Below are 13,463 nucleotides of genomic sequence, written 5' to 3' on the forward strand. Positions count from 1 at the left end.
GCCCTGGGCGACTGCCATCGTCGCAGTGTTCAACACGATCGCCGCGATCCCAAAACCGGCCTAACCTCACCCACCCGCCCACGACAGAACCACCGGAGACCCGCCCACCGGCAGCGCCAGCCGGCACTCCTGCACGCCCACCCACGAAATGGATCCCGCCGTCACCCGACAGCAGCAATCCTCACGCTCCGTGAATCAGCGGGGCTAGCCGTCCTCGAGCAGCGCTCTCGCCGCCGAAAAACAGGCGACGGCGCGATCTCTCACCGCCCCGGGCTGAGGTGCTCAGTGGAGAGACTGACTTGCGAACTTTGCGTAACGCACATTATCGGCGCATGCCCCTCTTGCGCAGGGGCGGGTTACGCGCTGGCGAGTCGTTGGGCGGCCCATTGGTTGAGGGAGACGTGGTTTTCTGCTGCCTCCATCACCAGACGACGATGGACCTCTGCTGAGGTGCGGACGTAAATGGTGCCACTGTAAGAGCGTTCGGCGAACGGCTGCGGCACCATCTCGCCCGCGGCGGTGAGGTCGTTAACGACCTGGGCCACGACCTCCACGAGGCCCTGGAGGGCGTCCGTTTGGTCCTGCTCGAGGTAGGACAGTGACGGAAACTCCAGCACGGTGGCTACGTACTCGTCGTCGTCGGGGGACCACTGAACTCGGTACGAATAGCGACGGACGTCGATATCGGTCATGACTGCTCCTCCATCTTCTTGAGCGCGGCGAGTACCTGTTTGACCTGGTACGGCTTAGCTTCCCCGTTCTTTCCCCGCTGGATGTTCACTCGTGGGTCTCCTGGCCAGGGCATCTTGAACACTGCATGGCTCGTTCCTTGCTGGCGAGGTTCACCGAAGGCTCGCAGGCACAGTGCGTGCAGATCGTTGTAGGACACCGACTTGGGGTTTCGCTCGATTGCTGCCCGGAGCTTGTCAGCCTTCGTCACCATAACATGCTAGCTCATGCGCTAGCATGTAGCCACCACTACGGGGCTGAGCCATCAGGGCGTCAACTGACAGCGGCCTCTATTCTTCACAGCGGATAGCCGACGGCCGGGAAGGTAGATATGGCACTGCCGCAAACACTGTTCCAAGTGATCGCCATCTTGCTCTTGGTGGTTCCTGGCATCGTGTTCACCGCCGTCCGGAGATACTTGCGCGGGCCCGGGCCGGACGAGAAAGACTTCAGTGTCCGTCTGATTCATGCCGTTGCGGCCAGCGCCGTTTTCGACTGTCTGTACCTGATCGTGGCTGGCCCATGGATTGTCTCTAGGTTCGCGATGGTCGGAGACGCAACGTTGCCGGCCGCGCTTGAGGATCCTCGGGCGACTGGGGCGACAGTCCTAGTCCTGGCCGTGGGGATCCCCGCGCTCACAGCGGGTATCTTCCACGTCAGGTTCCGGCGGGGACGGTGGCCGTTCATGTTGGTCGAACGTCGGCATTCCACGCCAACTGCCTGGGACTACGCAGCACCTGCGCGAGCCGATTGCTACGTCCGCATCTACACGAGCGATGGAAAATGGGTGGGCGGCTACATGCCGCAGAGTTCCGGGTTCGTTTCCACCTACCCGGAACTTCGGGACATCTTCATCCCGCAACAGTGGGAGATGTCTCCGGATGGCGAGTTCCTATCGCCAATCGAAGGATCCCAGGGGATTTACGTGCCTTTGATCGGTCCAGAGCGAGTGGAGTGGGTAGCCTCTGGTCCCGGCTCAACCGCTACTGACGCATCGCTCAGCAGCAGTTAGAGGGTCGGGGTTCTCAACGGCCAGTAGCTTGTCCGCTACCACCGCGGGGAGGTGGAGGCGGAGGCGGTGGAGGTGGCGTCGGGCGGGATTCGGGCTGGGCACCGTTGTTGCCGCGCCGGGGATCCGTGCGGGGCATGGCGCCACCGGTCACTGACCTCGGGGGCTGGGCTCTAGATTCAGGCATGTTCCAGTCTCCTCCTACCCCTTGGACGAGCGGGGATCGCGACTGCGCGGGTACGTGTTGCGCTCGCCGATCTTCCCATCCTGCTTATGGACAATGTGCTCGACGCCTCGGTCAATCGCCATGTCGCGACCCTTGGCCTGCGCCTCGGCCTTCGTGGGGGCATTGTTGGACGCCCGGGTATTACCTTCCGCCTTGTTGACCCATTTGTCGCCCTGTTTGCTCGTGTGGATATCGCCCTTGGCCATGTTTCCCTCCCGCAATTCGGTGACAGACTCGAACTATACCCCTACATGTACGGAAGTGGCCGGAATAAAGGCACAACATATAGTGCCTATCCGAAGGTCGGGCACACAAGGCGGACGGAACGCAGAGTCATCGGCGGTGTGACCCTGGAGGTTGAATCGGTTCCACCCCGCGGGTCAGCTCGAGATACCGCTCGAACAACACCTCAAGGCGCTGACGCTCGGTGTGCAATTTACGTGCAGCGCCGAAAGCAACGTCGGTCTCTCGGTCGAGTTTGTCGTGCGCTTTGATGAGGGCCGGGTCCATGGCGAGTGGGTTGTAGGCGTTCGCTAAAGGACGGTCTGGGTGCAAGGCGCGGGCAGCACGCACGCCCTCTCCCGCTTCGATGATCTTTCCTCGCGTACCGGCGCCGAGAACGGGCACGGGGAAGGTGTTCCACGTCAGTGTTGATGCGAACCGGATGTCGGATTTGAGCCGCCCGCCGACAGTCTTCTGCCAGGCGATAAACATCGACGAGGACACGAGCGCGAACTGGAGACCATCCAGGTCCTCGACTGTGAACGTGAGGTCACTGGCGATGGTGTCTGGAGTGATTGACTTGGCGAGGTAGTAGCGGCGGGTCTCGCTACACACCTTGGGGAGGCAAAGCGCCGTGCGGGGTCTGTTGTCCCGGGGCCGGCTGAGCATCGGGCTGCTGATGACGATCAGCGCCGCCGGTGCGGTCGGGCTCGGGTTCATCGAGGAGGCCGCCGCGCTGGCCTTCTTGTACTCCATCGTCGAAGCGCTGGAGGATCGGGCGATGGACAAGGCCCGCTCAGGCTTGCGGGCTCTGCTGGCCCTGATCCCCTCCAGTGCCACCGTCCTCGGCGCCGCCCGCAACGTGCCCGTTGAGTCTCTGGAACGCGGCGATGTGCTGCGTCTGGTCGCCGGCGAACGCCTGGCCACCGACGGGATCGTTCGTGTCGGACAGGGCAGCCTGGATGTCTCGGCGATCACGGGTGAATCCATTCCCGTCGAGGTCGGACCCGGTGACGCGGTGTTGGCCGGCGCGATCAACACCTCCGGCGTCCTGGAGGTCAAGACCACCGCCGCAGGAACAGACAATTCCATGACCACAGTGGTCAAACTGGTTGAGCAGGCACAGACAAAGAAGGGGGAGCGGGCACGTATCGCCGACCGCCTGGCCCGCCCGCTGGTGCCGGGTGTTCTCATCCTGGCGGCTCTGGTCGCCCTGATCGGCTCGATCTTCGGAGATTCCGGACTGTGGATCGAGCGAGCACTGGTGGTACTGGTCGCAGCTTCGCCGTGCGCACTGGCGATCTCGGTGCCGATCACGGTCATCTCCGCTTTCGGTGCGGCCAGCAAGTTCGGGGTGATCATCAAATCCGGTGCCGCGTTCGAGCGCATGGGCTACCTCCGGCATGTGGCAGTGGACAAGACCGGCACCTTGACCCGAAACCAGCCCACCGTCACGCAGGTCCTCACCACCCGCAACGCTGCCCACGACGAGGTCCTGAGCTGGGCGGCCGCTCTGAAAACCCACAGCACCCACCCGCTGGCCGCAGCGATCACCGCCGCATCGGCGGTCACCGAGTCCGCCGGCGCGGGAATCGCCGGCCTCATCGATGGCGCGCACATCGCCGTCGGCAGCCCGCGCTGGCTCGACCCGGGCCCTCTGGCAGATCACGTTCACGCGATGGAGGCCCGCGGCATCACCGTGGTGGTCGTCCACCGCGACGACCACCCGGTCGGGGCCATCGGGGTGCGCGACGAGCTGCGTCCAGAGGCCGGCGAGGCCATGACGTCGCTGGCGGCGAGGGGTACGGGCGTGACGATGCTTACCGGCGACAACACCCGCACCGCTGATGCACTGGCCGCCGAGGCGGGGATCACCGACGTGCGTTCCGAGCTGCGCCCGCAGGACAAGGCGCAGGCAATCGCCGAGTTGCGTGCCGACGGCCGGGGGCCAGTGGCGATGATCGGAGACGGCGTCAACGACGCCCCCGCGCTCGCCTCGGCCGACATCGGAATCGCCATGGGAGCCACCGGCTCCGACGCAGCGGTCGAGTCGGCGGATGTCGCATTCACCGGCGATGACTTGCGACTGATCCCGCGCGCCATAGACCACGCCCGCCGCGGTCGTCGCATCATCAATCAGAACATCATCCTGTCCTTGGCGATCATCGTCGTTCTGCTTCCACTGGCGATCACCGGAATTCTGGGACTCGCAGCCGTCGTCCTGGTCCACGAGGCCGCCGAAGTCTTCGTCATACTCAACGGCCTGCGTGCCGCACGCATCAGGCAGCTCGAGCGACCCCCGAGCCCAAGAACTGCCGACCACGACGACAGTCGGCACATGCACGCCGGCACCGCTCCCTCATTGACGGTGTTGTCGCGTTAGCCGCGCCGCACGCCGCCGGAAAAAACGACGGCAACCATCACCGCAACTCGGTATCGACCGGACGGCCTTGTGCTGCGCCCCGGCTTCGACGGGTGGCATCAGCTGCCGGCACGACTGAGCAAGAACAATGCGTACGCCGAGGACCGAGACCCACCCGAACTTATCGCCGGTTCATGCTAACATCGCTCTATGACGAATAATTATGGGGTGCTCGATTCAGTGACGTTCGAGGATCGAAACACCTATGCAGCGTTGTTCCATGCTCTGGCAGAACCAACTCGACTGGCGTTGTTGGAGCATCTGGTCAATGGTGAGCATCGGGTTCGGGATCTGGTCGATCACATGTATCTGGCTCAGTCCACGGTGAGCAAGCACCTGGCTTGCCTGCGGGATTGCGGGCTGGTCCAAATGCGGATCGAGGGGCGCTCCTCTTGGTTCTCGCTGGCTGAGCCGGCCCGGCTGGCGGACCTGGTAGAAGCCGCCGATGCGCTATTGAGTGCGTCCGGGGTGTCGCCGTCGCTGCGCGATCACCAGGACCACCCCGACCTTGACCTCGGGCAGGAGTGAGTCGAGATGGGGCATAGCCACGGTCACGACCATGGAAGTACTTCTCCCCAGGCCGATCGCGGGACGCGTCGTCGGCTGCTGATCGCGTTCTGCATCACCGCGATCATCGTGGTGGCCCAAGCGGTGGGCAGCGTGGTCACTGGCAGTCTCGCGTTGTTGACCGACACCGCTCATGCATTGGCTGATGCGTCGGGATTGTTGGTTGCGGTCATAGCCGCGACGATGATGCTGCGTCCACCGAGCAGTAAACGGACCTGGGGATTCGCCCGGATCGAAGTCATCGCCGCACTAGGGCAAGCTGTCCTGCTGATCGTCGTCGGTAGCTATGCCGCGATCGAAGGCGTCCGCAGACTCTTCGAGCCGGCGGACGTGCCCGGTACCGAACTGCTGGTGTTCGGCGTGATCGGCCTGATCGCCAATATCGCCGCCATTGTGGTGCTGGCCTCCAGGCGAGGCGACAACTTCAACATGCGGGCGGCATTTCTGGAGGTGCTCAACGACGCTTTGGGGTCGGTGGGGGTGATCGTTGCGGCGATCGTCATCAACACCACCGGTTTCCAGCGAGCCGACACCATTGCCGCGCTGTTCATCGCCGCCTTGATCATCCCGCGCGCGTTCACGCTTCTGCGGCAGACGGTTCGGGTGCTGATGGAGTACGCGCCTACGGGGCTCGATCTGGATGAGGTCCGGGATCACATACTGGAGCTGGACCATGTTCGGGACGTGCACGACTTGCACGCATCCATGATTGGGACCGGCCTGCCGGTCATCTCCGCGCATGTCGTGATCGATGATCAGTGCTTCGAATCCGGTCACGCACCGCAGATCCTGGAGGAGATCCTCACCTGCGTCAAGGAGCATTTCCCCGTCTCCATTGACCATGCCACCATTCAACTGGAGACCGCCGCCGTGCGTGACCGTGAATCTCCCGCAGTCCGACACGCTTGACCCGCTACGAGCCGGAGATGAACGGTTCACATTTCTGCACGATGGGTAGTGCGGGTCCGGCCAGCGGACTTGCTCGGCGCGGCGGCAGGAAAGGGATCGGCGGGCGCGGAGACGGCCACCAATGCGGGTGAAGGTACGACCCTGAAGGCCTCGGCAGGCTGGCCGACCCACGCGATCACCGCCCGAACCCGAGACTGGCTTTTTCTGATCAGCTGGGACCCGGAGTCCAAAAGAGCGGCGGCGGAGTGGGCGCATGCGAGCAGGCCCGGTAGTCCGCCGGCAGGTGGACGGCCCGCATGGCGCCGATCACGGGGGTGCGCAGAGCAGGCGCGAATCGGACCGGAGGACACCCGCTTCCTACGATAGTGATCATGTCGCCGTCGTCGAAGGCACCCTCGTCCAAGGCTTCTGCCACCGCCAGACCGCTGCGTACCCGCGGTGTGGTGCCGGTCGTGGTGCTGCTCGCGGTCGTGGCGGCAGGTGTGGTGGTCCCGCTCTCGCGAATGTCCACGGACCTGGCGCTCGAGCTCCTCGGCGTCCCAGACCCGGGCGTATTCACCACCGCCGGGCTCCCGGCGGTCCGCGCGATCGCCGAGCTGCTGGCATCGGTGGCGGTGGGAATGGCGCTGTTCGCCGCGTTCTTCACCCCGCCGCAGAAAGACAAGACCCTCGACGTGGACGGCTACCGCGCACAGCAAATCTCCTCGTGGGTCAACATCGCGTGGGCGATCGCGGCGGCCCTGCTCATCCCGCTGACCCTGTCCGACGTCTCCGGGCGCACGCTCTGGCAGTCCCTGCCGCCGGACCAGTGGATCGTGGCGATCACTCAGATCGAGGTGGCATCCTCGTGGCGCTGGGCCGCGATCATTGCACTGGTCGCCGGGATCGGTCAGCGGCTCACCGTGAGCTGGCGCTGGTCGGTCATCTGGCTGGGGGTCACGGTGCTCTCGCTCCTGCCCGTTGCCGCGACGGGCCACGCCTCGGGCGGCACCGCCCACGACATTGCCGCCAACTCGCTGATCATCCACCTGTTCGCCGCCGCGTTCTACGTGGGCGGGCTCGTCGCGGTGATCGCGCACGCGCTGCGCGGTGGCTCGCGCGTCGCGCTGGCCCTGCGCCGCTATTCGGTGGTGGCCACGGTGGCGATCGTCGCGCTCGGGCTGACCGGGATCATCAACGGGCTGGTCCGTCTGCACCCCGCCGACCTGCTGACCTCGACCTACGGGCTGCTGATTGTGGCCAAAGCGTTGTGCCTGGCACTGTTGGCGGTGTTCGGGCTGGCGGTGCGCCGGCGCATCATCAACCGGATCGAGGGAACGTCGGCCAACGCCCCGGTGGACCGCGGAACGCTGCTGCGAATCGGACTGGTCGAAACGGTGATCATGGCGGGCACCCTGGGCCTGTCAGTCTCGCTCGGCCGCACCCCACCACCGGCACCGCTCTACGTGCCCACCCGGCAGGAGTCGCTGCTGGGTTTTGAGTTGCCGGGGCCGTTCTCCTTCGAGACGGTGTTCGGTCTGTGGCGCTTCGACCTGGTGCTGGGTCTGGCCTCGGTGATCCTGCTCGGGCTCTACGTGTGGGGGCTGATCACCCTGCGCCGACGCGGCGACGCCTGGCCGGCGGGACGGACCGTGGCGTGGGTGCTCGGGTGCGTGCTGCTGTTCCTGACCACCAGCTCCGGCATGGGGATGTACATGATGGCCGACTTCTCCAGCCACATGGTCGGGCACATGCTCATCTCGATGCTCGTTCCGGTCCTGCTCGCCCTAGGCGGGCCGCTGACACTGGCGCTGCGGGCCCTGCCGGCGGCGGGCCGCGCCAACCCGCCGGGACCACGCGAGTGGATCGTGGAGTTCATCAACAACCCGCTCTCCCGATTCCTCACCCACCCGATCGTCGCATCGGTGCAGTTCGTGGCCGGGTTCTACCTGATCTACTTCGGGGGGTTCTACGAGACGCTGGCCTCCGAGCACCTGGGCCACATGTTCATGAACGTGCACTTCCTCATCAGCGGCTACCTGTTCTACTGGGTGATCATCGGCGTGGACGCGGCGCCGCGGCAGTTCTCGCCCTTCTACAAGCTGATGGTGCTGCTCGGTTCGCTGCCGTTCCACGCGTTCTTCGGCATCATGCTCATGAACTACAAGACCGTGCTGGCCGAGGGCTGGTACTCGGGGATCGGGCTGCCCTGGGTCCCGGATCTCCTCCAGAGCCAGCAGGTCGGCGGCGGGGTGGCGTGGGCGGCGGGGGAGATCCCGCTGTTCATCGTCATGCTCGCCCTGGCCTGGCAGTGGTTCCAGACGGACATGCGTGAGGCTTGGCGCGGGGAGCGGCAGGCCGAGCGCGACGACGACGCCGAGCTCAAGGCCTATAACGACATGCTCCGCGAAATGTCCCAGACCGACCGGAAGTAGGGGACAAGCGGACCCTCGTCGTCGAGGATGGTTCCCTCACACCCCCTTGTTCGTCCCCCAGGCACGTCGGCGATAGGAGCGAGCCCATGAACGAGATGGCCGCCCGCCGCAACATCCCCAACCCCACCAACCGGCGGGTGCGACAACCCGGTGGTCTCCACCTCAGTGGCGAGCAACCCCGCTACCAGGACCACGACACCGATCACGGCGAGGGGAAACAGAGAATGGGCGACGAACTGAGTCACAGCGCACGTAATCAGGCCGAGTTCACACGCTCGCACTGGCGGGCGATGCGAGAATTCGTGCTCGTCGGCCTCACCGCCATCATCGCGGGCGGCCTTGTCGCCGCGGTCACCGGTCCCACCGGTTTCGATGAGGGTTCCTGGGTGGCGGCCTACCTGGTGCTAGTTGCGGGGGTGGCCCAGGTAGGGCTGGGCGTCGGACAGGCACTGCTTACTGGCGGCACACTGTTCGGTCGCCTGCGTGTTGTCCAGCTTCTCGCCTACAACTTGGCCAACAGTGCGGTACTCGGTGGCACCCTGACCGGCTCCGTGATCGTGGTGGCCGCGGGCGGTGTGCTGTTGCTGATATCGCTCACGTTGTTCCTGGCCACTGTGCGTCACGCGCGCCCGCGTACGTGGTATCTCGTGCTCTACCGGATTGTCATTGCCAGCCTCGCAGTGAGTGTGCCGGTGGGCGTCGTCTTGTCAGTTGTTCGTCACAGTTAGAAGCCCAGTGTGGGGGAGCCAGGGCCTTGTCGGCCAGCCTGCGCCGTCAGAGTTCCGGCGTCATAGGGCGCTGCTGCTTGACCCCGAGTTGACCATGATGCCCCGTTCTGCCAGCCATGCCGACGGATCGACAGCCCGCGAGCCGCCGTCGGCCCATACCTCGAAGTGCACGTGTGGGCCGGTGGAGAAGCCGCGGTTGCCCATCACGCCGATTTGCTGACCAGCGACGACAGTGTCACCGACCTGAACTGTATTGCTCTCATTGTGGCCGTAGACGGTCATGAAGCCGTCCGGCGACATGATCCGAATCCAGATGCCGAAACCGGAGGCCGGGCCTGAATCGATGACGATTCCATCGGTCGCGGCGAACAGCGGCGTGCCGATGGCGTTGGCGACATCGAGACCCGAATGGGACGTGCCCCATCGGGGGCCGAAGGAGGACGTTGAGATGCCCACTGCCGGGAGGGCCACAATGGGACGCCGCGCCTGCTCCTCGGCAAGCTCACGCTCGTAGCTGAGTTCGGTGCCCCTCTGCAGACTGCCGACGAAACCCGCGGCGGTGGGTCCCGGCTCGCCTGACACGTTCGCGTCATCGGAGGTGAGGGGGAGCGGAGCCGAGGGGGTCGCGGCTTGGGCATCTTTGGAGTGTGCGTCATCGGTGCTACCGGCCGGGGGCTCGTCGGTCGCGAGAAGAACGATCCGCTGATCACTGACGGGAGCCGCTGCCGCAATAGAGGCACCCGCGGCCAGGGCCACGACCGCGGCGATACTGCGGTGGTTGTTCGGTGAAACCCGGCGATGGGCTCCGCGGCGGCGCCGCGGGGGGCTGGTCGACTGAGAGGCGTGCTTCGGTCCTGCTCGCTTCTCCACTGCTACCGAATCCCGTCGTCGTCTAACCGTAATCGTTTCGTGACCTGACCCCGGTTAAAGGTAGTGGCTGACCAACCGGGTCGCAAGGCAGATGCACGGCCGAGACGACCGTCACAGAGAGGACCAGTGAGGTGACAGCTCCGCCAGGGTTAGGCGCTGGCTGAGCTTCCGAGGTGGAGGCGACTTCTCCCCGACCGGGAGTCGATCTGGGCGCACTGGGGCTGGCGATGATCACGAATTACGCGCTGAGGGGTGACACGATCGATACCGAGTTGTTATATTGGGTCGTGTTGCCGACGAAATCGGTCACCCGCATCGCATAGACGTCGCGGGAACACATCACCCCGAACGATGGAGACAGCCCCATGATCGACTCCACCCGGACCGTGACCGTCGCAGAGCTCACCGAGCGTTTGGGCGTGCGCAGCGCGACTTTGGCCGGCGGCCGCCATCGTGTGGCCAGCGAAACCGCGACGGTGTCGCGGTTTGTTGGTAGCGCCGTCGTCGGCGTAGCCCTCTCGGGCGGCCTTGGTCTGGCTTTCGCGCCAGCCGCCGCCGCTCAACCCGTCGCGATCAATCATGCCCAGGTCGTCGAGGCGATCCAGGCCGCGGCCGAGCAGTTCGGCATCGACCCCGCCGAGATCCAAAGGATTGGGGACCAGTTCGGCGTGGCCCCAAGTGAGGTCCGGCAGTACGCCGCCGGGCTCGGGCTCGGTTCCCTCGGCGACAGCGCCGGTAGCCCGCAGATCGGTGGTGCGCATGCCCCTACCGCGGGCGCGATCACCTCGGGGTTCGGCTCGCGTTGGGGCAGCTTCCATAACGGCACCGACTTTGGAGCGCCCATTGGTACGCCGCTCTACGCCGCCAAGAGCGGCGTTGTCGAAGCCGCTGGCCCCGCCGCCGGGTACGGCATCTGGATCCGCATCCGCACAGATGACGGCGAACTGCTGGAATATGGCCACAACGACCAGAACTACGTCAGCGTCGGCCAGCGGGTCAACGCCGGTGAAGTGATCGGAACCGTCGGCAACCGCGGAGACTCCACCGGCCCCCACCTGCACTTTCGCGTACAGACCGCCGCCGGTCAGTGGGTCGACCCGGTGCCGTGGCTCGCGGCCCAAGGAGTCCTCGTCTAGCACCGTCCACTTCGGGCGTGCCGACCGCCTCCCCGCGGGGGAGCGCGTGCTGGTGTTCGCCAATTTCCGGGCCGGCGTTGCAACCCCGCGCGGTAGTGCATTTCTTCGGGGAATCCCCGACTTACTAGATCTCAAACAAGCCCCTGCAGGTCACGGCGTTGCGCCCACTCCGAAATGACTCCAGAACCGGAGAATTCTCCGGAACGCTGGCAGGAGTGGTTCCTGGTTTCCGGCCGCGTGCGCGACGTGGAAGCGTGTCCCGGCTGGGAGCGAAAACCGGGGTTCCGCGGACCGTCTTGATATCGCGGTCATTGAGCTGAGTCGTACGGGATTCGATCAGCAGGCCGGTGACCGGACCAGATGCTTACCGCCTCCACCGGCGGCGTCGAGTTGGTTGCGGTGCTCCTCACGCAGATGCTGCCGGGCTCGCTCGTGCTGCAGGAGTTGTGGGCCGACGGGACTCCGTACGCGCCGGGCGTGCGGTACCTCAACGGGCTACCCGGTACGTCGAGGTCGTCCTGCCGTACACGTCGGGCCTGGCCCCCGGTTCGATGGCGACCAACGTGGTGGTCCAGGACGGCTGCGAGCAGAACCTCTCCGAGCACGTTGCCGTGGCCGATCCCCGCGCCCCCGACTACGTCCTGAACGCTCTCGACCCCGGCAACCCGCGTCAGCCGCGGTGCGAGGCGAGCGCCCCGATTCACGATCCGCGGGAATCTTCCTCCCGATGTTCACCCCACCGCGAAAGGCCGGGGTCTTTGTCAATTTGCTTTTGGCCCCGTTTCGCGAGTGGTCAGGATCTGACGAAGGCCCGCCACGAAGTACACGACGAGCACGATCAGCATGATCCCGCTGACGATTACCGCAGCAGGCCGCTCTGCATCTCCGGCGAACAACGCGCCGAGGTCGGCAAGCGGCATGAGAGATCCCAGTGCCCCGAGCACGGCGATGACGAGCGCTGCGATCATCACCCCTCGGCTGGCGTTCGGGACGCGGCTCGCGATGAACGCCGCGATGAGCAGCAGCACACCGATAAACGCCGGTATCAGCGAGGTGGCACTCTCCATCCCGGTGGTGAAGTAGGCGATGAGTCCGGTGGCGGTGAGGATGCCGCCCGTCCACGTGGTCAATGCGATCATTGCTGATCTCCTAGGTCGGTATCTGATTGCAGCTAGGCTGGCACGCCCGTTGCTCTGCGAGCAGTCATCGGCTCCAACGACGCCTAATCAGGCTACGGTCCCGGACGCTGCTGGGGGCGAGACTCCAGGGCGCTCTTCAAGTGTCCCATTCGGTCATGAGTCCCGCGTTTCTGCTTGGGGGGTTAGGTGACACGGGCAGAGTCGACACGAATTGCTAGACCTCAACATGCCCGTGCAGGGCACAGCGTTGCGAACACCCCGGAATGGCTTCAGAACCACCGAATTCTGCGGAACGCCGGTCAACCGGAAGGTGCTGGCGGCCCAGTAGGTAGGCGCCCAGCGCAGCCACGCCGGGCCCGTAACACACCGGGGCTCTGGCCTCGGCCGGGAACGCAGCGGTAGTCACTACTCCGCATGAACATGCGCGCCGCTGGGCGCGGTGCTCGATGGCGAGCATGTTCGATCGGCGGGAGGTCGAAAACCTGACGACGCTGATCACGGACCACCAGGGCACCGGACAGGTCGTAAATGAGGTAGTAGTGCCCCATAGAGTGGTGTAACTCGGTGGCCGAGATCGTCTGCGATTCCGTGTTGTGCACGGGTGTAGAGCGGCCACCGTGTGATCCTTCGAGTCAACCTTCTACCGAATCCTCGAACGGAGTCATCACGATGACCGCACCTCATATTGTCGACCCTGCAGGCCTGCTTGGCCAAGCCCTCGCCGACGCGTCGCCGGATCTGATGCGCGAGCTACTGCAGACCATGATCAACGCATTGCTCTCCGCCGACGCCGTGTGCGGCGCCGAGTGGAACGCCCGCTCGGAACAGCGCACCAACCACCGCAACGGCTACCGCCACCGGCCCCTGGATACCCGGGTCGGCACCGTCGACGTCGCCGTCCCGAAGCTGCGCTCGGGCAGCTACTTCCCCGAGTGGCTGCTCGAGCGCCGCAAGCGAGCCGAGTCCGCGCTGATCACCGTCGTAGCCGACTGCTATCTGGCCGGGGTGTCTACCCGCCGGATGGACAAGCTGGTCAAGACCCTGGGTATCGACTCGCTGTCCAAGTCGCAGGTCTCACGCATGGCCCAGGAC

14 protein-coding genes and 1 pseudogene are annotated in these 13,463 nt (G+C 65.2%); 9 read left to right on the forward strand and 6 right to left on the reverse strand.

What is annotated here, in order from left to right; genetic code table 11:
• Positions 1-356 precede the first annotated feature (356 nt).
• The gene (locus G6R20_RS18110) at positions 357-692 is read right to left on the reverse strand and encodes a type II toxin-antitoxin system HicB family antitoxin (RefSeq protein WP_069389217.1); all 336 of its coding nucleotides are present in this window, start codon (positions 690-692) and stop codon (positions 357-359) included.
• Complete coding sequence (locus tag G6R20_RS18115; RefSeq protein ID WP_083249642.1) at positions 689-940, reverse strand: toxin HicA; 252 nt, start codon at positions 938-940, stop codon at positions 689-691. The genes G6R20_RS18110 and G6R20_RS18115 overlap by 4 nt, the downstream gene beginning before the upstream one ends.
• A 120-nt stretch (positions 941-1,060) precedes the next feature.
• Here G6R20_RS18115 and G6R20_RS18120 point away from each other — a divergent pair, with 120 nt between their 5' ends.
• Entirely contained in the window at positions 1,061-1,741 is a 681-nt protein-coding gene (locus G6R20_RS18120) for a DUF6338 family protein (protein WP_069389215.1), read from the forward strand.
• A 198-nt stretch (positions 1,742-1,939) separates the two neighbouring features.
• On the opposite strand, the gene G6R20_RS18125 is transcribed toward G6R20_RS18120, so the two are convergent.
• On the reverse strand, positions 1,940-2,170 hold the full coding sequence (locus tag G6R20_RS18125; protein WP_069389214.1) for a DUF2188 domain-containing protein: 231 nt from the start codon (positions 2,168-2,170) through the stop codon (positions 1,940-1,942).
• A gap of 127 nt (positions 2,171-2,297) precedes the next feature.
• On the reverse strand, positions 2,298-2,942 hold the full coding sequence (locus tag G6R20_RS18945; protein ID WP_156776131.1) for a type IIL restriction-modification enzyme MmeI: 645 nt from the start codon (positions 2,940-2,942) through the stop codon (positions 2,298-2,300).
• On the opposite strand from G6R20_RS18945, the gene G6R20_RS18135 reads away from it, so the two are divergent.
• The 5 genes from G6R20_RS18135 (at position 2,866) to G6R20_RS18155 (ending at position 9,226) form a co-directional block, all read left to right on the forward strand.
• Complete coding sequence (locus G6R20_RS18135) at positions 2,866-4,569, forward strand: cation-translocating P-type ATPase (RefSeq protein ID WP_163377252.1); 1,704 nt, start codon at positions 2,866-2,868, stop codon at positions 4,567-4,569. The genes G6R20_RS18945 and G6R20_RS18135 overlap by 77 nt on opposite strands.
• Positions 4,570-4,776: 207 nt before the next feature.
• Positions 4,777-5,136: a metalloregulator ArsR/SmtB family transcription factor gene (locus G6R20_RS18140; protein WP_240341561.1), complete on the forward strand. Its 360-nt coding sequence runs from the start codon at positions 4,777-4,779 to the stop codon at positions 5,134-5,136.
• A gap of 6 nt (positions 5,137-5,142) precedes the next feature.
• Positions 5,143-6,084, forward strand: a complete 942-nt coding sequence (locus G6R20_RS18145; protein ID WP_017838579.1) for a cation diffusion facilitator family transporter — start codon at positions 5,143-5,145, stop codon at positions 6,082-6,084.
• A gap of 371 nt (positions 6,085-6,455) precedes the next feature.
• Complete coding sequence (locus G6R20_RS18150; RefSeq protein WP_069389225.1) at positions 6,456-8,498, forward strand: cytochrome c oxidase assembly protein; 2,043 nt, start codon at positions 6,456-6,458, stop codon at positions 8,496-8,498.
• 86 nt (positions 8,499-8,584) lie between these two features.
• Entirely contained in the window at positions 8,585-9,226 is a 642-nt protein-coding gene (locus G6R20_RS18155) for a hypothetical protein (protein WP_017838581.1), read from the forward strand.
• 60 nt (positions 9,227-9,286) lie between these two features.
• Here the strand turns inward: G6R20_RS18155 and G6R20_RS18160 are convergent, their stop codons facing one another.
• Positions 9,287-9,982: a M23 family metallopeptidase gene (locus G6R20_RS18160; RefSeq protein WP_063973417.1), complete on the reverse strand. Its 696-nt coding sequence runs from the start codon at positions 9,980-9,982 to the stop codon at positions 9,287-9,289.
• A gap of 479 nt (positions 9,983-10,461) precedes the next feature.
• Between G6R20_RS18160 and G6R20_RS18165 the strand changes: the two genes are divergently transcribed.
• The gene (locus tag G6R20_RS18165; protein ID WP_069389212.1) at positions 10,462-11,232 is read left to right on the forward strand and encodes a M23 family metallopeptidase; all 771 of its coding nucleotides are present in this window, start codon (positions 10,462-10,464) and stop codon (positions 11,230-11,232) included.
• A 444-nt stretch (positions 11,233-11,676) separates the two neighbouring features.
• Positions 11,677-11,903, forward strand: a pseudogene (locus tag G6R20_RS18950) (triacylglycerol lipase); the annotation flags it as partial.
• 90 nt (positions 11,904-11,993) lie between these two features.
• On the opposite strand, the gene G6R20_RS18170 reads toward G6R20_RS18950, so the two are convergent.
• Positions 11,994-12,371, reverse strand: a complete 378-nt coding sequence (locus tag G6R20_RS18170) for a hypothetical protein (RefSeq protein ID WP_017838585.1) — start codon at positions 12,369-12,371, stop codon at positions 11,994-11,996.
• 669 nt (positions 12,372-13,040) lie between these two features.
• Here G6R20_RS18170 and G6R20_RS18175 point away from each other — a divergent pair.
• A partial coding sequence (locus tag G6R20_RS18175) for a transposase (RefSeq protein WP_205475965.1) occupies positions 13,041-13,463 on the forward strand: 423 nt, incomplete at its 3' end.

Origin of the sequence: Dietzia sp. Alg238-R159 (assembly GCF_900537145.1) — a bacterium.
Lineage (GTDB): Bacteria > Actinomycetota > Actinomycetes > Mycobacteriales > Mycobacteriaceae > Dietzia > Dietzia kunjamensis.

Coding starts and splice junctions, on each gene's coding strand:
- G6R20_RS18150 (WP_069389225.1), top strand. CDS start 6,456: ATGTCGCCGTCGTCGAAGGCACCCTCGTCCAAGGCTTCTGCCACCGCC.
- G6R20_RS18145 (WP_017838579.1), top strand. CDS start 5,143: ATGGGGCATAGCCACGGTCACGACCATGGAAGTACTTCTCCCCAGGCC.
- G6R20_RS18945 (WP_156776131.1), bottom strand. CDS start 2,942: ATGGAGTACAAGAAGGCCAGCGCGGCGGCCTCCTCGATGAACCCGAGC.
- G6R20_RS18170 (WP_017838585.1), bottom strand. CDS start 12,371: ATGATCGCATTGACCACGTGGACGGGCGGCATCCTCACCGCCACCGGA.
- G6R20_RS18135 (WP_163377252.1), top strand. CDS start 2,866: ATGACGATCAGCGCCGCCGGTGCGGTCGGGCTCGGGTTCATCGAGGAG.
- G6R20_RS18120 (WP_069389215.1), top strand. CDS start 1,061: ATGGCACTGCCGCAAACACTGTTCCAAGTGATCGCCATCTTGCTCTTG.
- G6R20_RS18110 (WP_069389217.1), bottom strand. CDS start 692: ATGACCGATATCGACGTCCGTCGCTATTCGTACCGAGTTCAGTGGTCC.
- G6R20_RS18165 (WP_069389212.1), top strand. CDS start 10,462: ATGATCGACTCCACCCGGACCGTGACCGTCGCAGAGCTCACCGAGCGT.
- G6R20_RS18125 (WP_069389214.1), bottom strand. CDS start 2,170: ATGGCCAAGGGCGATATCCACACGAGCAAACAGGGCGACAAATGGGTC.
- G6R20_RS18155 (WP_017838581.1), top strand. CDS start 8,585: ATGAACGAGATGGCCGCCCGCCGCAACATCCCCAACCCCACCAACCGG.